The organism is Escherichia sp. E2586 (assembly GCF_005781105.1).
In the GTDB taxonomy this organism is placed as follows: domain Bacteria; phylum Pseudomonadota; class Gammaproteobacteria; order Enterobacterales; family Enterobacteriaceae; genus Escherichia.
The window spans coordinates 73,212-94,566 of record NZ_VATN01000018.1 but is presented as its reverse complement, the minus strand read 5'-3'; the positions used below and the strand labels follow the sequence as shown (position 1 = coordinate 94,566).

Below are 21,355 nucleotides of genomic sequence, written 5' to 3'. Positions count from 1 at the left end.
TGATTAAAGACAAAAAAAGATCATTTATGGTTAAAGAAGTTCGTTAAGCATCACAAATGAACTATTTTTTATTAATTATTATAATTTAGCTCATATATAATCCACTGGCAACAGCAATGGTCAAAAAAGATCTATAAGTGATAGTTAAAGTACAAGAAGGTCATATTTGACATGAGACCAGCATGAAAGCCGGTCTCATCGGGTGGGTTATACAGCAGGCTTCTGCGGATTTTCATCCTGATCAACAGCAAAGCAGGCAACCAGTTGACCGCCGTAGTCTTTTAGCTGCGGCTGCAACTGGGTGCAGGGGCCGAAGCGTCGACGACAGCGGGCGTTGAAGGCGCAGCCCGGCGGTGGATTCAGCGGGCTTGGCAGTTCACCGGTGAGTTTGATGCGCTCGCGGCGATCGTCCGGGTTCAGGCGCGGCGTCGCAGAGAGCAGTGCCTGAGTATACGGATGGCGCGGGTTATTAAAGATTTGGTCCTTCGTTCCCTTCTCCACGCAGCGGCCCAGGTACATTACCATCACTTCATCAGCAATGTGCTCCACCACCGACAGGTCGTGGGAGATAAAGACATAAGACAGCCCCAACTCCTGCTGCAAATCCATCATCAGGTTCAGCACCTGCGCGCGCACCGAAACGTCCAGCGCGGAAACCGGCTCATCGGCAATCACCACATCCGGGTCGAGCATCAGACCACGGGCAATGGCGATACGCTGACGCTGACCGCCGGAGAACATGTGCGGATAGCGGTCGTAATGCTCGGTTTTCAGGCCGACTTTCGCCATCATCGACAGCGCTTTTTCCCGACGCTGTTCTTTGCTTAAGCTGGTGTTAATAAGCAGCGGCTCTTCGAGAATTTGCCCGACTTTTTTACGCGGATTCAGTGAACCATAGGGGTTCTGGAAGACGATCTGGATTTTCTGCCGACGCAGCTTCTGCGCCTGCGGATCGTGCTTGAGCAAATCCTGCCCCTGATAATACAGTTCACCGCCGGTGGGCGTTTCAATCATCGTCAGTAACCGACCAAGCGTCGATTTACCGCAACCGGATTCACCTACTACCGCCAGCGTTTTGCCACGTTCAAGGTTAAACGAAACGCCATCCAGCGCCTTCACCAGACGTTCCGGCGCGAACATGCCTTTCTTCACCGGATAATGTTTTTTCAGGTCGATAGCCTGCAACAGCGGTTGTTGCGAGGTGGCCTCTTGCGTACTCATAGTGTCGGCCTCCCGGCATCATCAAGTGGGTAATGGCATTTGGACTGACGCCCGTCAGCGAGCATATTCAGCGCCGGTTCTTCAGCGCGGCATTTGTCTGTCGCATAGGGGCAACGCGGGTTAAGCAGGCAGCCGTTCGGGCGGTCGTATTTGCCTGGAACGACGCCAGGCAACGATGCCAGACGTTCTTTGTCCTGAGCAAATTCCGGCAATGCACGCAGCAATGCCTGAGTATACGGGTGACGCGGCGCACGGAAGATGGCGTGGGCATCACCTGTTTCCACCACCTGGCCTGCATACATCACGATGATTTTATGCGCCGCCTCCGCCACCAGCGCCAGGTCATGAGTGATCAACACCAGCGCCATGTTCTCTTTCTGCTGCAACTCCAGCAGCAGTTCGATGATTTGCGCCTGAATGGTCACGTCCAGCGCGGTAGTCGGCTCATCGGCAATCAGCAGTTTTGGCCGACAGGCAATTGCCATAGCGATCATTACACGCTGGCTCATGCCGCCGGAAAGCTGATGCGGATAAACGTCTAAACGCGAGGCCGGGTCAGGAATGCCGACCTGATTCAGCAGGTCAATCGCCCGCTGACGGCGGGTACTTTTGTTACCGCCCTGATGCACCTTAATCGCTTCCATGATCTGGAAACCCACGGTGTAACACGGGTTAAGGCTGGTCATCGGGTCCTGGAAGATCATTGCCACTTCGGCGCCCACCAGATTGCGGCGCTCTTTTTCTGAGATACGCTGCAAATCCTGGCCGTTAAACTCCAGCTTTTCTGCCATCACGCGGCCCGGATAATCAATCAGCCCCATAATCGCCAGTGAACTGACCGACTTACCAGAGCCAGACTCCCCAACAATCCCGACCACTTCGCCCTGTTTTACGCTGTAGCTGATGCGGTCTACGGCGCGGAACGGTGCGCTTTCGTCGCCGAAATGCACCGATAATTTATCTATATTTAATAACGCCATCTCGAACCTCTTACTGCTTCAGTTTGGGATCGAGCGCGTCACGCAGACCGTCACCCATCAGGTTAAATGCCAGCACCGTCAGCAGGATCGCCAGACCCGGGAAGGTCACGACCCACCAGGCGCTTTGCGCGAACTGCAACACATCGGAGAGCATGGTGCCCCACTCCGGTGTTGGCGGCTGCGCCCCCATGCCGAGGAAACCAAGAGCAGCCATATCGAGAATGGCGTTAGAGAAACCGAGCGACGCCTGAACAATCAACGGTGCAAGGCAGTTGGGAAGAATATTGATAAACATCTGGCGCAGCGCCCCGGCACCTGCCACGCGAGACGCGGTGACGTAATCGCGATTCACCTCCACCAGCACGGCGGCGCGAGTTAAGCGCACATAGTGCGGCAAGGCAACGAAGGTCAGCGCCAGCGCGGCGTTACCAATCGACGGGCCGAAGATAGCCACCAGCACCAGCGCCAGCAGCAGGCTTGGCAGCGCCAGCATGATATCGACCACGCGCATGATGATGTTATCGACCAGGCCGCCAAAGTAACCGGCGATCAGGCCGAGAATAACGCCCATAATCAGCGATAACACCACCACCAGACAGCCAACCAGCAGCGACAAGCGCGCGCCGTACATCAGGCGTGACATAACGTCACGACCGACGTCATCTGTACCGAGCAAGTGCGCCATGCTGCCGCCTTCCTGCCAGGCTGGCGGGGCGAGTAGCGCATCGCGGAACTGTTCCGCCGGGTTATACGGCGCAATCCAGTTGGCAAAGATCGCGATAAACAGCACGATGACGACGTAAACCAGCCCGACAACCGCGCCTTTGTTGCGTTTAAAATAGTGCCAGAACTCCTGTAACGGGGTCATCGGCACCGGCGCGCTAATCACTTTATTTTCAGTAACCTGTGACATGATGTCCCCTTATTTCTTATGACGAATACGCGGGTTCACCACGCCGTACAGCAGATCGACCAGCAGGTTGACGAGGATAATCATCGTCGCCACCAGCAATACGCCGCCCTGCACTACCGGATAGTCGCGGCGTTGCAGTGCGTCAATCAACCAGCGCCCAAGACCGGGCCACGAGAAGATGGTTTCGGTCAGAATCGCCCCCGCCAGCAATGTTCCCACCTGAAGGCCGATAACAGTCACCACCGGCAGCATCGCGTTACGCAGCGCATGGACGATAATCACCCGCATCCGGGTTAGCCCTTTAGCGCGCGCGGTGCGGATGTAATCCTCGCCCAGCACTTCCAGCATTGAGGAGCGCGTCATACGAACGATAACCGCCAGCGGAATTGTGCCCAGCACCATCGCCGGTAAGATCATATGGGCGACGGCATCGATAAAGTTACCGTCTTCACCCCAGATAGCGGTGTCGATCAGCATAAAACCGGTTAACGGATTGGAATCATCGAGGAACACCATGTCGCTCACGCGACCGGAGACAGGCGTCAGGTTCCAGTGCACCGAAACCAGCATGATCAGCATCATGCCCCACCAGAAGATCGGCATCGAGTAGCCGGTCAGCGCCAGGCCAACCGCAGTGTGATCGAAAATGGAACCGCGTTTAACCGCAGCCAGCACACCAACCGGAATACCGACTGCCGTAGCAAAAATCATCGCACAGACACCAAGTTCCAGCGTGGCCTGGAAGCGCGGCACGAACTCTTCCCAAACCGGGATGCGGCTTTTCATCGAAATGCCTAAATCGCCGTGCATTACGCCCCAAATGTAATGGAGATACTGCTGCCACATCGGTTTATCCAAGCCGAGTTCTGCCAGCAATTGCGCGTGACGCTCTGGGGAGATCCCACGTTCGCCCGCCATGATCATCACCGGATCGCCCGGGATCATGTGGACAAAGGCAAATGTGAGAAGGGTAATACCGATAAACGTGGGGATGACGAGTCCCAAACGTCGGAGAATAAACTGCAACATAACCCGGATTCTCTGTAGTGACCCGCAGCCTGGAACTGCGTGTCTGTATTGCTCACAAATCAATTCCCGCCCGTGCCGGACAGGGAATGAAGTATTGCTGCCGGATGGCGCTGCGCGCAGAGGCACAGCACCACCGGGTATGCAGATTGTTGACAAAGTGCGCTTTGTTTATGCCGGATGCGGCGTTAACGCCTTATCCGGCCTACAAAATCGTGCAAACTCAATACATTGCAGAATTTTCGTAGGCCAGATAAGCGGAGCGCATCAGGCAGTTTTGCCTTTGCCATCAGTCTTGTATGGCTTTTAATTATTCGATAGAGACGTTTTCGAAGTGATGTTTGCCTAATGGATCAACCACATAGCCTTTAACTTCTTTGCGTACCGGTTCAAACACGGTGGAGTGAGCGATGATCAGTGCCGGAGCCTGATCGTGCATCACCACCTGTGCTTGTTTGTACAGTTCAACGCGTTTGTTGTGGTCGTCGGTAGCACGCGCCGGTTGAATCAGATCTTCAAACGGTTTGTAGCACCATTTTGAGTAGTTGGAGCCTTGTTCAGAGGCGGCGCAGCTGAACAGGGTGGCGAAGAAGTTATCCGGATCCCCGTTATCGCCAGTCCAGCCCATCATTACCGTCTGGTGCTCGCCATCTTTCGCACGCTTGAGATACTCACCCCATTCGTAGGTGACGATTTTGGCCTGCACGCCGACTTTCGCCCAGTCAGCCTGAATCATCTCTGCCATGCGGCGAGCGTTCGGGTTATACGGACGTTGTACTGGCATAGCCCACAGGTCGATGGAGAAACCTTTTTCCAGACCCGCTTCTTTCAGCAATGCTTTCGCTTTTTCAGGATCGTAGGTGTAGTCCTGAACGTCATCGTTATAGCCCCACATGGTTGGCGGGATCAGGTTTTTCGCTGCCACGCCCGCGCCCTGATAAACCGCTTTGATGATCGCGTCTTTGTTCACCGCGTAGGTCAGAGCCTGGCGAACTTTCACGTCATCGAGTGGTTTTTTCTGCACGTTATACGAGAGATAACCGACGTTCAGCCCCGGCATTTCCATCAGATTGATGGATTTATCCTGCTTCATGCGAGCGATATCTGCCGGGTTCGGGTACGGCATTACCTGGCATTCATTTTTCTGCAATTTAGCGTAACGCACGGAAGCGTCAGGGGTAATGGAGAAGACCAGCGTATCGATCTGCGGTTTGGTGCCCCAGTAGCCATCAAACGCTTTGTAGCGAATACGGGAATCTTTTTGATACTGCTGTAACTGGAACGGACCGGTGCCGATTGGGTTGAGGTCCAGCTTTTCCGGCGTACCGGCTTTCATCATCGCGTCAGCATATTCTTTTGACAGAATAGAAGCGAAGTCCATTGCCAGGTCAGCCAGGAACGGTGCTTCAGGGCGAGTCAGCACAAACTGAACGGTGTTGTCGTCCACCTTTTTCACTTCGCTGATCAGCTCCGGCAAGCCCATGCCTTCGAAGTATTCGTAGCTACCGCCAGAAACTTTATGGTACGGGTTTTGCGCGTTTTTCTGACGATCGAACGAGAACACCACGTCATCGGCGTTCAGTTCGCGCGTCGGTTTGAATTCTTTGTTGTCGTGCCACTTCACACCTTTACGCAAGTGGAAGGTATAGGTTTTACCATCATCGCTGACTTCCCACTTTTCAGCGAGGCCCGGGATCACTTCAGTGGTGCCAATTTTAAATTCAACCAGACGGTTATAAAGCGGTACGGAAGAGGCGTCATAGGTGGTGCCGGAAGTAAACAGCTGCGGGTTAAACCCTTCCGGAGATCCTTCTGAGCAATAAACCAGAGTTTTAGCCTGAACACTTGCTGCGACGGTCATAGCCACCAGGCTGAGACCAAGCTTCAGCATCCCTGACTTTTTCAAGGAAATACGCATTATTCTGCTCCAATTGTGATGTTTGTTGTTTTAACCCTTTGCAGTGGGTTGTCGCTGCCTGACCTTTTTTGTTTTTTGCCCGGTCGGGTCAACGTTATGAGGTGGGGATGCCGTACTAATTAACATCAGTGTTACAGTGCGGATCCTCCATAAAATGCCCCTCGTGACCTACAATCTGTCAACAGAATGTGAAAACGTCAATACAGCCCACCGGGATTTACACCAACGGTGAGAATCCACAAACAAAGATTAAAAAAACTTCAAACAACTATTTGCAGCAGAGAAATTTGTGCTACGCCAACATAACCAGAACAATCAGCTTAATATTTAGCAACAATTGGTGATTAAGTTTTATGCATTTAATGAAAAAAATCTGAGGAAAAGGTGGATATCTGAGCGATTAATACCATGAACGCTAAACCGCACAACGGAAAATGCCAGCGCCAGGCATAAGTAACGCAAAAAAAGATTTAAGCAAATATAAAAAAAGACAATGGTTTCTGTCACAAATCCGTTAATGGATAGTGAGATGTGGGGCGCAATTTTGGCAGGGAAATGTGTGCTGCCATTGCCTGATGCGACGCTGCCGCGTCTTATCAGGCCTACGTTCGAGCGGGTTACAGAAAGCAAAAAACCAGCCCGTAGGCTGGTTTTTCTAAATTGGTCGGTGATAGAGGATTACTCGCCACTTCGTGGCTCGCCCTGCGGGCCGTTGCTGACGCAACGTTCTCTCGCTTCGCTCGAGTCGAACCTCCCTGCCCCCGGAGGTTCTCATCCTCATGGGCTACAAATGCAAAAAAGCCTGCTCACTGAGCAGGCTTTTCGAATTTGGTCGGTGATAGAGGATTACTCGCCACTTCGTGGCTCGCCCTGCGGGCCGTTGCTGACGCAACGTTCTCTCGCTTCGCTCGAGTCGAACCTCCCTGCCCCCGGAGGTTCTCGTCCTCATGGGCTACAAATGCAAAAAAGCCTGCTCACTGAGCAGGCTTTTCGAATTTGGTCGGTGATAGAGGATTCGAACCTCCGACCCCTTCGTCCCGAACGAAGTGCGCTACCAGGCTGCGCCAATCACCGAATGCGGGGCGCATCTTACTGCTCAGATACGCCTTCGTCAATCCCTTAATAGCAAAATGCCTTTTGATCGGCGAGAAACTCAGCAGTGCATTTAGTTAGCTTCTGCTTTCTTCGCCTGAGGGATTCGACACCAGTTGTTGTTTTCGTTGATACCACCGTCCGGTGAAGTATAACCAAGGCAACCTAAAATGGTGTCGTACAGTTCTACATGACGGCGTGGCACTTTTATATCCGCCTCTTTTTTCAGCTGCGCGAATGCCTGCGCGTTGGCCGGATTCTCCAGATATTTATCCGACATCCAGACCATCATGGGTACGCGGAACTGCTCCGGCGGCGCATATTCACGTGGTGTGCCATGCAAGTGCTCACGCTCATTAATTGATTCACCGTGGTCCGCTGCATAGAAAATAATGGCCTTCTTATCGCGGAATTTGTCGATAACCGTGTCGATAAAATGATCAACGTAGGTGATTGAGTTATCGTATGAGTTAATCATCGGCGCTCGTGGGCATTTGCGGTCAATGGCATAGCACTCTGGCTTCCACTGGGCAAACTCACGGGGATAACGTTGAGTATAGTTGTAGTGCGAACCTTTGGTATGCAGGACAATCAGATGCTTACCTTCTGGTTTTTTCTCCAGAGAACGCTCGATTTCATTGACCAGTAACATGTCGTCCACCGCTTTCCCACGGTTACGCGGCTCTGCTGCAATTTGCTCGCGATAGGCAATGTTGTCAGCCATGGTGTTGCTGTAGAACCACATCTCACTCTGCATGGCGTACAAATCAGAGCTAAAGCCCAGCTGTTTGAGAACCGCAAATACGTTCTGCTCTTTAAGCGTACGTTGTGGGTTATCTTCCGTTCCACCTTCACGTACAAACATACAGCGTAGTGATAATTTAGTCGCGGTATCACAAGAATAACCACGGTACATCACCAGGTTTTTCTCTTTGGCCAGCTTCGGCGTGGTATCGCGCTCGTAGCCCAGCATCCCCATATGATCCCAACGCGTAGTTTCGCCAATAATGAAAACCACATAGGTGTCGTCGAGATTTTGCGTCGGGGTATAGGTGAATTTTTTTGCCGGATTCATCAGCGACCGATTGTCTGACGATTCATCCACTTGCGCCCAGGCATACAGCCCCAGCGCAGAAAGCCAGTTCGAAGGCAGATAAGAGTTCGCCAGCACGCCGCCGTAGCTTGGCATATCCACTCCGGCCAAACGGTCTGCACGCTTTTGCACTACATCCATCAGACGAATTGGGCCCCATACCAACAAGCCCGCCAAAAGCACGGTAAGCGCACTACGCCAGCGAGTTTTCGGGGTACAAAGTTGGCGCCAGAAAGTGTCTTGTGAACGGTTCATCCAGATAAATAGCAACGGGATAATACTCACCAGTACAACCCATGCGATAAGCGTCCAGCCAACCACTTCTTTCGACAGGTCAATGTCGGTGGTCATCACCGAAGCAACAATCCCGTAGCCAATCATGACATTCATAAATGTCATGTAGTAGCTGGCTCCGGCAGAAATCAGCACCAGCAATGAAGCCAGCACTTTCCAGGCCGTTCTGCCAAAGAGTGAAATTAAGCGTAAAAAGAAGAAGGTTGCCAGAACCGTCCCTGCCAGTTCGATAACCGCCGAGACGCCATTAAGAAAAGTGAAGTTATGCGCGTAACCGTCAAACCGACGGAAATAGACTGCGCAATTCATAAACAGACCGATATAGACAGCGAGCAAAAAGCTTAGCTTTTGCTGCGTTATCGTTTTGATATATCTCATGCAAACAAACCCTGGAAAAACAGGTGATAACACCCTGCATTATGGCCTTTCAAGCCAGGCAAGGGAAAAGTGCGAAGGTCGTCAGATAAGGAAAATCTGCACACGCTGATAAGTAGACCACAGCAAAGGGAAAAAGTGTGGGGAAAGAGTGTACTTGAAGCACAAATTTACAAAAATACAAGTATGAAAAAAGACTTTAGCGTTACAAAAAGCAGTAAAAAGGGCCAGTTTCCTGGCCCCGAAGATGCGAAATTATTCGTACTGAACGGTAAAATCGACCGTTGCATCCGCGCGACCAATGGTTGCATCAGCGCGAATTGGCACATAGCTGGCGATATAGTTCAGTTGATGTGCGCCATCACCGTTAATTGCAAACTCAACCGGTGTCGGTGTCGTATTTTCCGGGAACTGTTGTACTCCCGCGGCGGTTTTGATTTTCAGCCCAACGCCCGTAGCGCCACCCGCATCCAGCGCAAAAAGATTCGGGTCGTCCGCATTGGGCGTACCGTCCATAGTGACGTAGGCTCTGACCACATCGCTACAGTTTTTCAGACCGATGGAAAAAGTAGTGGGATTAAGTTCTGTTCCAATTCTTACCGGTTTTTTGAGAACCGCTAATCCCATGTCGACTTCAACACTGTCTTTTACCAGTTCGCAGGCACCCTGGCTAATTTTAAGGGTGAATTTCAACGTTCCTTTCGGCCCTAAGTCCGTGGTTGCCGCCAGTGACGAAAAGGAAAGAGGCAGCAGACATAACGCAAGTATTGTTCGCTTCATGACTGTTACTCCAGTTCGACATGCATGGTAGCAATGCCGCTGTAATCACCGGCAGCGGGTAATTTTCCGGTCGTGCTAACGGGATAAGCGGTAATTGTGGTTGTCGCTTTGCGTTTGACATCTTCGTACAGCGAACCGGGATTCATTTCTAATAAGCTATTACTGTCATTCGGCTTGAGGATATTACCTTTACCGTCCTCAATGACTGCACCAACATCGGCGTTACCTAAATCAATTGCGTTGGGGTAAGCATTATTCGGTGTTGCATCAATACTGAGATAAATTTTAACGCCATCTGAAATATTATTGCAGTCAAAACTCAGTTCTTTTTGTACCTTCCGAACATTTTGTGGCGGTTGCCCGGCACGCCCTTTAAAGTCATGGGCCTGATATTCTCCGAATGGAATATCCAGCACGGTGCCAGCGGCAAGTTCACAACCTTGAGTGACAGTGATTTTCCCCAAAATACTTACTGTTGCCATTGGAATACTGCCGTAAGATGAAGCTTTTTTTGAACCATAAAGTGCAGCAATTTGAGTTTTTGGAATATCCAGTTCACCAGTAAAAGGCTTGGTTATTTTTATTAATACATTACCTTTACTCCCTGTCGTCCAACCCGTTGACAATCCCCGCGTACACTCCAGACCAAGAGTAACATTATCAATGTCCGTAAATGGAACAATATAATCCCCACGTCTAAAAATATAAATCTTCGTTAATACTGATATATTATTATTCAACTTGTAATAATTTGACTGGGGAGTTGAATCCAAAAGAGTAGACTCTCCTTTAAATCTAGTTACTACTCCCGTTTGAGGTATAGGATCAGGGCACTGACAATAAGCGGAATAAGTATACCCTAGATCAAATGGAATACTGACGATTTTACCTGATTTATTTTCAGTCGGGACCATAATGGTTTGCGTTATATCAAACCAATAGTCGTGAGGTATTCCTGAATCAGTCTGACAGGGTCCCCAATCCGCTGCATAAGTACTCGTAGAAAATAAACTTAAGGTTATTAATACAGCACCAAACACTAATTTCACAAAGCTCATCTGCATATCCTTATTTCTCACATACCGCATTAACCATCACGATAGCCGAATTGTCCTTTTTCTCTGACAAACGGAACGGCACACGGCAACGTTGCGCCTGCTCATTCCCCCAGCTCACCTGTAACTCGCCCTCTTCCGGCATCCCGCTGATATAGAGCTGCCCCTCTTCACCCACAATGCTGCTGGCTGGTTTGCTGTCATCACTTAATGCTGCGGTAGCACCGAACGGTACAGCGTTGCCATTCGCCTGTTTTAAACTCATCAATACGCGGTAACCAACGCGCGTTTCAAAGCGGGAACGCACAACTGCGCCACGCGTTGGCACGACTTTCTGGAACGCTTCCTGTAGTTCAACGTTTTGCCCCAGCGTGTCGCTACGCAGTTCCACAATGGTTTCACGATATGGCGTGAGATACGGCACCACCGCGTTACCCATCCAGTCAACTTCTACGCCGCTGCTATTAACCACATGTCCACCACGCGCGCCCGGAGCAGAAACAATCGCCAGACTTTCCCCTAAGGGCTGCGAAAGCGTTATACCTTCACTGTGAACGATGACACCGCCGCGCACGCCATAGTTAACCTGTTGGTTATCTTTGGAATAGTTATAGCCCATGTCGATGTTGCCAGAGCCACCCATATACCCCATATTGACGCTGCCACTGTAGCCAACGCCATTACTGGTGTAACCCTGCTGAACGTTATAGTTCAGGTTACGATCTTCCAGTAACGTGCCGCTGACAGAGGCCTGTTGCGACGTCCTGCCATTCTGGTCGGTGGTCATGCGATAACTGCTCCACGCGCCCCCCAGAGGGATCGAAACACTGAATGACCACAGGCGATCGTCTTCTTCCCATTCCGGGCTTCTCGTCCAGGTATAGGCCACACTGTAATTCACCCGACCAATATGACCGTGATAACCAGCGCTTAAGGAGTTCTCCTTACCGTCAACGTTCCAGTAATCCTGCTGCGTCATATTGAAATAAACAGAGCCGTAGTCTCCCAGTTGCTGAGTAATGTTGCCCTGTATCTGGCTGCGCTTGTGATAACGACGGTAATCACTGTCGGCGTCACTGCGAACATCGGTCGCTTCCTGGAAGGTGTAATAGCCGCTAGTTGAATACTTGTAGCCCAGCAGGCGCAAGTCAGTGCCGCCGTCAAAACTTTTCGAATAGAGGAAACGATAAGACTGGCCTTCCTCTTTTTCATTGTTGCGTAACTGACTTTTCGCCTGGGTGACATCCACCGATACCGCGCCAATGGTGCCGAAGTTTTTCCCCAGCCCCAGTGCTAAGGCGTTGTAGTCAGCCGATAACAATGCACCACCATAGGCGGTCATTCCCCACGGCAAGCCGTACATGGCGGTAAACTGCCCGAATCGCGATTTATCGCTGTCGTAATTACCCGCACGATACTCACCGGCAGCCAGGCTATATTTCAGATACCCTTCACGCTGAAAAATCGCCACCGCCGAAAACGGCTGGATGAAACGTTGTTCACTTCCGTCGGCTTCTTTAATGATCACCGTCAGGTCGCCGCTGCCGGAGGTTGCGTAGAGATCGTTAATCTCAAATGCGCCCGGCTGAACAAAAGTGCGATAAATGACATAGCCGTTCTGTTCGATACTGACTTCAGCGTTGCTTTTGGCGATGCCGCGCACCACCGGAGCAAAGCCACGCTGGCTGTCCGGCAACATCTCATCGTCAGATGCCAGTAACGCCCCGCGCATTTGTACGCTGTCAAAAATCTCGCCAGGCGTGGCGGTATCACCCAGTGTTATCTGTGACTTGAGTGGAATAATCGCCCGGTTTAACGATGTACCAACGTTATCCCATTGGTTTTTGCCATCGGTACGGTTCCAGATACTGTTATTACGTAAACGCCACGGACCGACGTTCAAACCGCTGCGCAGGTTCAGGTAATAACTGTCACTGGTAGAGTCTGAAGATGAACCTGTTCCTTCATTGCGCCCATTGCTGCCACTAAAGCTGTAATCCAGCAACAGCGCGGGTATTCCTTCGTCCCAGCGAGAAGGATCAACCGTGCCACGAGCGGTCATCATCATTGCCGCCTGCGGGAAGGAAAGATGCAGCGTCTGAGTATTAAAATCAAAGCGGCTGGTGGCCTGGGGAATGATTTCATCAAACGCCACACAGGCTTCCGGTGGTGACATCTTCAGCGCCGGAAAGCTGTCAACACGCACGCCCATTTCTTCCAGTTGCACCCGGCTAAGGCAAGGCATAAGCGACTCACCGCTGGCTTTGCGTTTCGCTTCGCTGGCGGTACTAAAATCCAGCGTCCGGGAAGCCATTTTTTCTTCGTTTACAAACACCGAAACCCGGTATTTACCGGGTATTTGCTGGCCGACAGGTGAGTCGTATACCGACAAGTCGACGTGTTGATCGATACCCTGAACGTTTTCGAGAAATTTAGGGTTAAATTTTCCGCCATACGCAGGTAACGAGCTGGCAATCGTTAATGCCAGCAGTGAGAAAGAAAAATGCGCTCTGTAGTGATAGAGAGGTAAATGCATCCAATGCATAGTAAAAGCGCCTTGTAAAAGGATCAGTTAATCGGCTTCGTCAGCATTTCGCCAGCAACACCGAAATCATTAATAATGCTGTATTTCACTTCGTTCGCATTGCCTGTACCGGCTGGAAGGTTAATGTTTAACTTTCCTTTCGCGAGAACCATTCCCGCCCGTTCAATCTTTTGTCCATTAACGGAAAACTGATTAAAGGTCAGGTTATAAGCGGAGTCGTTATTAACCACAATTTGGTTATTTTGACGTTGAAAACGTAACTGCTTCATTGCCTCAAGATTACTTCCCGGTAAGCCTTTCGGACGGTAGAACAACTTCAGACGGGTGCGAACGGCTATCTGTAAGACGTTTTTATTTTCATTTTCAGCGCTTTTCGCAGGAATCGCTTTTACATTAATCCAGTAAACAGATTCACGATCTTTAGGTAAAGTATCTTCAATATTGACGATACGTAAGACGTTATTTTTATCGGGATCAAGTTTGAATAATGGCGGTGTAATAATAAACGGTGTTTTTTTATTGCCATTCACATCATCAATCCATGACTGGATCAAAAACTCTTCATTTTTATTGTGATTTTCAACGGTCAGCGACGCTTCTTTCTTGCCGCCATCATAAATAACACGCGTCGTGCTTAAGGCTATGCCACCAGCAAAACACTGTTGTGCGGTCATTAAAAGTGCCAGCACGGCAAGGCTAATACGTTTCATGATTCGGTCCCTGAGTCATTGGTGCGAATAATGGCAACAGATAATCTGTTGCCATTGAGAGATGATCGTTCCGTCAGGCTCGATTAGTTGTAAGTCAGGTTGAAGTCGACTTCGGCGTTACCGTAACCGATGGTTACTGCATCTTTAGTAGAGACATAGTTAGCGGTGAAATACAGAACGGTCTGGCCTTGTTTCAGAGTAGTTTTGGATTTACCAGTATTCAGTTCAACCAGCGTATTGGTGTTATCATAAATACCAATACCTACGCCAGATGCCGCACCTGGTTCAGTGCTCACAGAAATCAGTTTGCTGTTGTCTGCATCACCAACACCGTTAAAACTGATATCCACATTTTTGAACGTGGAGATATCGCAGTTTTCCAGTTTGATTTTGAACGGAGTTGCTGTGGATTTATCACCAGTAGCAGTAAACACAGACTTGTTCACCTGGCCCAGAACAACTTCTTGTTTTTGAGTGTCTGGAGACACAACACAAGCGGCGTCAACAATCTCACCAGTGAATTTAACAGTACCGTCGCCCGCATCAGCTGCGAATACGGAAGTAGAGGTCAGCGCAAGCGCAGATAAGGCAAACAGAACCTTTTTCATTTATAACTCCATTTATATAGATAAATATGCTTGATGTTGTTCATAACAACGGGGGGGCAGATTATACAAACGGTGCTAAAAAATAAAATTATTTTACTGAAGGTGTATTTTGGTAACAAAGTTAAATTTACTTCAACTTCAATGCATTACAAATAACACATCAAATAGCCACTGTGTTTTTAGGAATATATTTATATTTATGATTTATATTAAATAACAAAACACATTCTTTATATGAATATTATTGCTCATTTAATATTCGATTATAAAAAAGGGAGACGCTGACGTCTCCCTGTGGGATTTATTTCAGTAGCCACATATTTCTAAATATGTGCTTCACGCAATACTTCCTGCTCTGGCTGGCGAATGGTAGTAGAAAGCGCCAGAGACAAAATCAGCAGGGCAAAAATGACGTAGAAAGTCACATAGAAGCCGCCAAACAGTGAGGCGATAAGCGAGCCGCAAATGCTGCCGATACCGAAACCGAGGTAAATCACACCGTAGTTTTTAGCCAGGTTATTAAGACCGAAAAACTCACTGACCAGTGACGGGAACACAGTAATCGTGCCGCCGAAGTTAAACGCCACACAGGCAATCGCCGCAAAGAATGTCACTGCATTCAATGGTGCAAACAGCAGTGCTGCCATACCCACCAGCGAAATCACCTGTCCAATAGTGATGACGCGGATACGGGCGATTTTGTCAGACAGAATGCCCAACACCAGACGACCAGAAAGGTTAGCAATAGAAATAACCGTCACTGCGTTGGCCGCGGAAATTGCATCAAGATGCGCCAGACTCTGAGCAATATCTTTCGCTACACCAATCACATACAGGCCGCTCATGCAGGCAGTGAGGAACATCACCGCCAGCATCCAGTATTGCGGTTTACGCATTGACTCGGCCAGAGTGAAATCATTTTCCACTACACCATTATGGGTTTTGACTTCCTGTTTCGGTGCATCTTTCATTAACGTCGCGCCAAAGACAATCATCACCAGCGCAATCGCGCCCCAAATCACAAAGGTTTTTTCCAGACCCACCGTCTCCAGCAGATGCGAGTCGATAAATTTGAATCCCAGGCTACCCAAACCATAGGAACCAATGGCAAACGCGGAGATCAGCCCTTTACGCTCCGGGAACCACTTCACACAGTTAGAGAGCGTCAGCAGATAACCTGCGCCATCTGCCAGACCAACCAGCACACCAGCGCTCAACCACAACATCATCAGGCTGTTGGAGTGCGCGGTAAGAAAGAACCCCAATCCCAGCAGAACACCGGAAGCCATTGTGACGCGCTTGACACCAAAACGTTCCTGTAACTTGCCAGCAACAGAAGAAGAAATTGCCAGTCCCAGACTCAACAGGCCGAAGGAGAAAGCAACCTGACTGACCGGCGCATCCAGTTTGGCAGAGAGCGCGCCATTAAACAGGCTCCAGGTATAAACTGACCCCAGCGCAAACTGGGTGATAATGGTACCGATAAGGGTTAGCCAGCGGGTACGCTGATAGTTTGAAGGTGTCATGGCAGTGTCCTGCAGTAGTAAATTGGAAGATTCTCTGCCGACAACCATAACGAAGTGCATTTTATGCCAGGGGAAAAACGGCATGAAATGCCATCAGAACGGAATGAAATGCTTTAACTAAGGAATGAATGACATGACAAACATTCATTAAAATTATTATTTGAGTGAGTTAGCACCCACTATCATTACAATGATTGTTATTGCCGGGCTTTGATTGTGACTAATTCGTTAAAATCTGGCGCTAACACCCATGGTATACAAGTAATCACTATCATTGGCGCTATTCTCCGCCTGGGATAACGCGGCATAGGCGGCAATATGTTGGTTAAGCAACATATCGGCTCCTACGGTCACATCGAGCCAGTTACCATTCTGATTTGTCGCTGTCATGCGACTTAGGCCTGATTGAGCCTTCCAGATATTTTCACCAAATTGCTGGTTGTAGCTGATTTGCGCCCAGGGGCGGAAATCGCCAAGTCGGGAATCAACACGCCAGCCTAACGTACTGACGCTGGCATGCCATAACGGATCGGTCAGCATTGCCGTGCTGTCGCCAAACTCGTTATACATCGAAGTGGTCGTACCGTCGTAATGCAATGCGGCAACCGGACCAGTCGTAACGTGTTCATATAAAGGGAAATTCCAGCCCATACTCATGCTGCTGGTTACATCCGCAGGCGTTTCTTCCGCCAGATTAACGTCCAGTCCCAGCACTCTTTGGCTGCTTTGAATACGTTGCGACAAAATATCGTTGTAATCCGGTTGGTGATCGCTATCCCAGGTGTAACGCTCCGTGGTATGTCCGGGTTGCGTATCAACGATATATTCTTGTTGCCAGGCGTAAGCTGTGTTGAGAAAAAAGGAATTGATTACCACGCTCGCCAGTAGACTTAACGTCTGGCGACCACCACATTTTTTTATGATCATTAACACGACTCCAGGGAAGAGCCGAATTCGGCATTATTATTGTCATTGTATGAAAGATATCGGGCATAGTAGTCCTGTATTAAATATTGACTTTTTCACCGGTGCGTCAAGAAAAGCCGGTGAAATTTTTACGAACAGGTACATAGCGAGGGAAAGTATGGAACGTTGCGGCTGGGTGAGTCAGGACCCGCTTTATATTGCCTACCACGATGAAGAGTGGGGCGTGCCTGAAACTGACAGTAAAAAACTGTTCGAAATGATCTGCCTTGAAGGTCAACAAGCGGGGCTGTCCTGGATTACCGTCCTCAAAAAACGAGAGAATTATCGCGCCTGTTTTCATCAGTTCGATCCAGTAAAAGTTGCGGCAATGCAGGAAGAGGATGTCGAAAGACTGGTTCAGGACGCCGGGATTATCCGCCATCGCGGGAAGATTCAGGCCATTATTGGCAATGTGCGTGCATACCTGCAAATGGAAGAGAACGGCGAACCGTTTGCCGAGTTTGTCTGGTCGTTCGTAAATCATCAGCCACAGGTGACACAAGCCACAACGTTGAGCGAAATCCCCTCGTCGACACCTGCCTCCGACGCACTCTCTAAGGCATTGAAAAAACGTGGCTTTAAATTTGTAGGCTCGACGATTTGTTACTCCTTTATGCAGGCGTGTGGGCTGGTGAACGATCATGTGGTTGGCTGCTGTTGCCATCCGGGGAATAAGGCATGATTAGACAAGCGCAACGTTCTGAGCTGCCCGCGATCCTTGAACTGTGGCTGGAAAGCACAACCTGGGGACATCCCTTTATAGAAGAGAGTTACTGGCGTGACTGCATTCCACTGGTGCGTGATGCATATCTTGCTAACGCACAAAACTGGGTGTGGGAAGAAAGCGGTGAATTTCTCGGTTTTGTCAGCGTGATGGAAGGGCGATTTCTGGCAGCGATGTTTGTCGCACCGAAGGCTGTCAGGCGCGGTATCGGCAAGGCGTTAATGCAACATATGCAACAACGCCATCCCCATTTATTGCTGGAGGTTTACCAGAAAAACCAACCAGCGATAAGTTTTTATCATGCGCAAGGCTTTCGCATTGTCGACTGCGCATGGCAGGAGGAAACTCAACTCCCTACCTGGATTATGGACTGGCAGGCGGATCAAACGCCGTAAGCGTAAGTTCAGGGCCGGTGTATTTTTCCAGCCACGCCAGCGCCGTGTTACCTGCACAGCCATTCCCCAGCCGCGAGCTTGGGAGGTCTTTGGTCAGCACATTCACCGCACCGTTCTTACAAATCCCGCCAGCAGTAAAATCCAGATCCGGCCATGCCCCTTCGTGAATGCACATCACACCGGGTTTGATACCTTCGCTAATCACCGCTCCGGCAAGGATTTGCCCGCGTGAGTTCCACAGCCGAACAGTATCGCCATCTTGTATACCGCGCGCCTGTGCATCTACAGGATGAATGGTGACAGGTTCTCGATTTGCCACCGCGTACAATTCGCGCAGGGAACTGTAATTCAACTGACTGTGCAGACGATGCGCCGGATGAGCAGAAAGTACCTGCAACTGTTCCGGTTCGGCGTTGCCCTGCCACTCATCCGGCTCCAGCCACATGGGATGCCCTGGACAATCCGGGTAACCGTAATCCGCGATACGCTGCGAGAAGATTTCAATCTTACCACTGGCAGTTTTTAACGGATGCGCCTGTGGGGCGCGGCGAAAATCAGCAAACCGAATAAACTGTTCGCTGGTTGGGTTTTCTGGCATCTCAATTAACTGGTTGGCTTCCCAGAACTCGTCAAACGGCGGCAAGTGTACCTGCTGACTTGCCCCACGTTGCCGCGCAACGTTATAGAACGTTTCCAGCCATTGCAGCTCACTTTTCCCTTCCGTAAACCGTGTATAGCCGCCCTTCTCCCAGCGCTCACTTAACTCAGCAAAAACATCAAAATCATTACGCGCTTCATCGCGCGGTGGCACTACTTGCTTCATCGGCACCAGATGCTGATTGCTGTAATCACCAGTCATAGTGAGATCGTTACGCTCAAATGAGGTGGTCGCGGGGAGGACGATATCGGCGTGTTTCGCCGCCGCCGTCCAGAAACATTCCGATATCACCACCAGCTCCGGTTTTTGCCAGGCGCGGATCAAGCGATTGGTATCCTGGTGGTGGGTAAAGTTGGCACCGCCCGCCCACCAGATAAAACGAATATCCGGAAAATGTCGGTTCATGCCGTTGTGTTGATACGCGCCGCCAGGATTTTCCAGAGCTTCAACAATGCGAGCTACGGGGATTTTATCTACCGCATCGGTGCCCTCCGGCAAACTGCCCTGCATGGATGAAAGCACCGCAGCGCGGCGCGTGGGATTACCACCGTTGGCAAAATGATAAGAAAGCCCAAAACCGCCACCTGGTGTACCGATTTGCCCCAACATTGCCGCCAGCGTGACGAGCATCCAGTGTTTCTGCTCACCAAACTGTTGGCGTTGCATTCCCCAACCAGCCATCAGCATGGTGGTATTTTGATGGAAAATAGCCGCCAGTTCGCGGATTTTCTCTGCGCCAACACCACAAATCTCCGCCGCCCATTCGGCAGTTTTCGCAATGCCATCGCTCTCGCCCAGCAAATAAGCGGCGAAGACGTCATAACCTGTGGTACAACGTGCCAGAAATGCCTCGTCGTGCCAGCCATTTTCCACCAGCGTATGGGCGATCCCCAGCATCAGTGCTACGTCGGTGCCCATATGTGGAGCTACCCACTCTATTTTGTCGCCAAAGAAATCGACGGTTTCCGATCGCATTGGATCAATGCAGATCAGCTTTTTCCCACTGTCACGCAGTGCACAAAAGTAAGAAAGCCCCTGCTCATCAGACGCATTCCACGCAATTTTCAGCGTATTTAGAGGGTTAGCACTCCACAGCACAACCACATCGCTGTGTTGCAGCACCAACGGCCAGCTGGTCTGCTGTTGATAAACTTCGCTGCCGCCCACAACATACGGCATGATCGCCTGTGCTGCGCCGGTCGAATAATCCCCCAGATGGCCGGTATAGCCGCCTGCCAGCGCCATATAGCGTTGTAACAAGGTTGACGCTTTATGCAGCACGCCATTTGAACGCCAACCGTAGGAACCGGCAAAAATCGACGCCGGACCATAAGTTCCGCGAATACGTTTGTGTTGTTGGTGAATAAGATCCAGTGCCTCATCCCAACTCACGCGAACAAATTCGTCCTGCCCGCGAATTCCTTGTGGATTTTCTGGTGACGCAAGAAAGCCTTTACGCACCATCGGAAATCGCACCCGCGTATTGCTATGAACCTGGTCGCGAACCGCACTCTGCAAGGAGTTTTCCATTCCTGTGGTTAACGCACCACGCGAGGTGAAAACTGTTTCACCGTCGGTTTCAACCAGCATTGGGCCCCAGTGGGCGGCAGTAAGAACAGAATAACGTGAGGATGAGTTGGCCAAACCGAAGGCTCCTGAAAAGTTAGATGTATTGAGCAGTTAAATATTACTTACAAATTTCCGAGTATTCCCAGGAATAATCTTCATGTTCACACGGCATAATCTTCCGCCACGAAACCCGTGGCAAAGAATAAAAAGGTTATTAAGGATTAACAATGAAGAAACGTGTTTATCTTATTGCCGCCGTTGTGAGTGGCGCTCTGGCGGTATCTGGTTGTACAACTAACCCTTACACCGGCGAACGCGAAGCGGGTAAATCTGCTATTGGCGCGGGTCTGGGCTCTCTCGTTGGCGCGGGCATTGGCGCACTCTCTTCTTCGAAGAAAGATCGTGGTAAAGGCGCACTGATTGGCGCAGCAGCAGGCGCGGCACTGGGCGGCGGCGTTGGCTATTACATGGATGTGCAGGAAGCGAAACTGCGCGACAAAATGCGCGGCACCGGCGTTAGCGTAACGCGCAGCGGGGACAACATTATCCTCAACATGCCGAACAATGTGACCTTCGACAGCAGCAGCGCCACTCTGAAACCAGCAGGTGCTAACACCCTGACCGGTGTTGCAATGGTACTGAAAGAGTACCCGAAAACGGCGGTTAACGTGATTGGCTACACCGACAGCACTGGTGGTCATGACCTGAACATGCGTCTGTCGCAGCAGCGTGCAGATTCCGTTGCCAGCGCGTTGATTACCCAGGGCGTTGACGCCAGCCGTATTCGTACCCAGGGTCTTGGTCCGGCTAACCCGATCGCCAGCAACAGCACCGCAGAAGGCAAAGCCCAAAACCGTCGCGTAGAAATTACCTTAAGCCCGCTGTAATCACTTTCATGCCAGGTGGT

At 50.4% G+C, this 21,355-nt stretch carries 18 protein-coding genes, 1 tRNA gene and 2 other RNA genes; 4 read left to right on the top strand and 17 right to left on the bottom strand.

Annotation, left to right across the window (positions count from 1 at the left end; all coding sequences use genetic code 11):
• Positions 1 to 207: 207 nt before the first annotated feature.
• Genes dppF through dppB form a run of 4 tightly spaced genes read right to left on the bottom strand, consistent with a single transcriptional unit; the run spans position 208 to position 4,143 of the window.
• Positions 208 to 1,221 (bottom strand): dipeptide ABC transporter ATP-binding subunit DppF, encoded by a 1,014-nt coding sequence (gene dppF / locus FEK50_RS17090; RefSeq protein WP_130260125.1) that lies wholly within the window; start codon positions 1,219 to 1,221, stop codon positions 208 to 210.
• Complete coding sequence (gene dppD / locus FEK50_RS17085) at positions 1,218 to 2,201, bottom strand: dipeptide ABC transporter ATP-binding protein (RefSeq protein ID WP_001196445.1); 984 nt, start codon at positions 2,199 to 2,201, stop codon at positions 1,218 to 1,220. Before dppD ends, dppF begins: the two co-directional genes overlap by 4 nt.
• Before the next feature lie 10 nt (positions 2,202 to 2,211).
• On the bottom strand, positions 2,212 to 3,114 hold the full coding sequence (dppC, locus tag FEK50_RS17080) for a dipeptide ABC transporter permease DppC (RefSeq protein ID WP_130258811.1): 903 nt from the start codon (positions 3,112 to 3,114) through the stop codon (positions 2,212 to 2,214).
• A 9-nt stretch (positions 3,115 to 3,123) separates the two neighbouring features.
• Complete coding sequence (dppB, locus tag FEK50_RS17075) at positions 3,124 to 4,143, bottom strand: dipeptide ABC transporter permease DppB (RefSeq protein ID WP_000938857.1); 1,020 nt, start codon at positions 4,141 to 4,143, stop codon at positions 3,124 to 3,126.
• A gap of 17 nt (positions 4,144 to 4,160) precedes the next feature.
• On the opposite strand from dppB, the gene FEK50_RS24215 reads away from it, so the two are divergent.
• Positions 4,161 to 4,388, top strand: coding sequence for a hypothetical protein (locus FEK50_RS24215; RefSeq protein ID WP_165383329.1), 228 nt, complete (start codon positions 4,161 to 4,163; stop codon positions 4,386 to 4,388).
• Between the two features lie 62 nt (positions 4,389 to 4,450).
• Here FEK50_RS24215 and dppA read toward each other — a convergent pair whose 3' ends face one another.
• From dppA to FEK50_RS17010, 12 genes are all read right to left on the bottom strand, one after another.
• Positions 4,451 to 6,058, bottom strand: coding sequence for a dipeptide ABC transporter substrate-binding protein DppA (gene dppA, locus FEK50_RS17065; RefSeq protein ID WP_016262652.1), 1,608 nt, complete (start codon positions 6,056 to 6,058; stop codon positions 4,451 to 4,453).
• Between the two features lie 661 nt (positions 6,059 to 6,719).
• Positions 6,720 to 6,853: non-coding RNA, RtT sRNA (locus FEK50_RS17060), on the bottom strand.
• 34 nt (positions 6,854 to 6,887) lie between these two features.
• Positions 6,888 to 7,021: non-coding RNA, RtT sRNA (locus FEK50_RS17055), on the bottom strand.
• Between the two features lie 34 nt (positions 7,022 to 7,055).
• Positions 7,056 to 7,132, bottom strand: a tRNA-Pro gene (locus FEK50_RS17050).
• A 91-nt stretch (positions 7,133 to 7,223) separates the two neighbouring features.
• The gene (gene eptB, locus FEK50_RS17045; RefSeq protein ID WP_130260123.1) at positions 7,224 to 8,915 is read right to left on the bottom strand and encodes a kdo(2)-lipid A phosphoethanolamine 7''-transferase; all 1,692 of its coding nucleotides are present in this window, start codon (positions 8,913 to 8,915) and stop codon (positions 7,224 to 7,226) included.
• 252 nt (positions 8,916 to 9,167) lie between these two features.
• Positions 9,168 to 9,692 (bottom strand): long polar fimbrial protein LpfE, encoded by a 525-nt coding sequence (gene lpfE / locus FEK50_RS17040; protein WP_131161482.1) that lies wholly within the window; start codon positions 9,690 to 9,692, stop codon positions 9,168 to 9,170.
• 5 nt (positions 9,693 to 9,697) lie between these two features.
• Positions 9,698 to 10,750 carry a long polar fimbrial protein LpfD gene (gene lpfD, locus FEK50_RS17035; RefSeq protein WP_240780252.1) on the bottom strand — a complete coding sequence of 351 codons (1,053 nt, stop codon included), beginning with the start codon at positions 10,748 to 10,750 and terminating at the stop codon, positions 9,698 to 9,700.
• 10 nt (positions 10,751 to 10,760) lie between these two features.
• Positions 10,761 to 13,292 carry an outer membrane usher protein LpfC gene (lpfC, locus tag FEK50_RS17030; RefSeq protein ID WP_131161480.1) on the bottom strand — a complete coding sequence of 844 codons (2,532 nt, stop codon included), beginning with the start codon at positions 13,290 to 13,292 and terminating at the stop codon, positions 10,761 to 10,763.
• A gap of 23 nt (positions 13,293 to 13,315) precedes the next feature.
• The gene (lpfB, locus tag FEK50_RS17025; protein ID WP_130210074.1) at positions 13,316 to 14,002 is read right to left on the bottom strand and encodes a long polar fimbrial biogenesis chaperone LpfB; all 687 of its coding nucleotides are present in this window, start codon (positions 14,000 to 14,002) and stop codon (positions 13,316 to 13,318) included.
• Between the two features lie 83 nt (positions 14,003 to 14,085).
• Complete coding sequence (gene lpfA / locus FEK50_RS17020; RefSeq protein WP_130210072.1) at positions 14,086 to 14,610, bottom strand: long polar fimbrial major subunit LpfA; 525 nt, start codon at positions 14,608 to 14,610, stop codon at positions 14,086 to 14,088.
• Positions 14,611 to 14,933: 323 nt separating this feature from the next.
• Entirely contained in the window at positions 14,934 to 16,136 is a 1,203-nt protein-coding gene (locus tag FEK50_RS17015; protein WP_131161479.1) for an MFS transporter, read from the bottom strand.
• A gap of 228 nt (positions 16,137 to 16,364) precedes the next feature.
• Positions 16,365 to 17,063, bottom strand: a complete 699-nt coding sequence (locus FEK50_RS17010; RefSeq protein ID WP_130260119.1) for an autotransporter outer membrane beta-barrel domain-containing protein — start codon at positions 17,061 to 17,063, stop codon at positions 16,365 to 16,367.
• 157 nt (positions 17,064 to 17,220) lie between these two features.
• Between FEK50_RS17010 and tag the strand changes: the two genes are divergently transcribed.
• Positions 17,221 to 17,784, top strand: coding sequence for a DNA-3-methyladenine glycosylase I (gene tag / locus FEK50_RS17005; protein ID WP_131161478.1), 564 nt, complete (start codon positions 17,221 to 17,223; stop codon positions 17,782 to 17,784).
• Positions 17,781 to 18,221 (top strand): N-acetyltransferase, encoded by a 441-nt coding sequence (locus FEK50_RS17000; protein ID WP_130210064.1) that lies wholly within the window; start codon positions 17,781 to 17,783, stop codon positions 18,219 to 18,221. The genes tag and FEK50_RS17000 overlap by 4 nt, the downstream gene beginning before the upstream one ends.
• Here the strand turns inward: FEK50_RS17000 and bisC are convergent.
• Complete coding sequence (gene bisC / locus FEK50_RS16995; RefSeq protein WP_130210062.1) at positions 18,190 to 20,523, bottom strand: biotin sulfoxide reductase; 2,334 nt, start codon at positions 20,521 to 20,523, stop codon at positions 18,190 to 18,192. The genes FEK50_RS17000 and bisC overlap by 32 nt on opposite strands.
• Positions 20,524 to 20,675: 152 nt before the next feature.
• Between bisC and FEK50_RS16990 the strand changes: the two genes are divergently transcribed.
• Entirely contained in the window at positions 20,676 to 21,335 is a 660-nt protein-coding gene (locus tag FEK50_RS16990; protein WP_000747625.1) for an OmpA family lipoprotein, read from the top strand.
• The last annotated feature ends 20 nt before the right edge of the window (positions 21,336 to 21,355 follow it).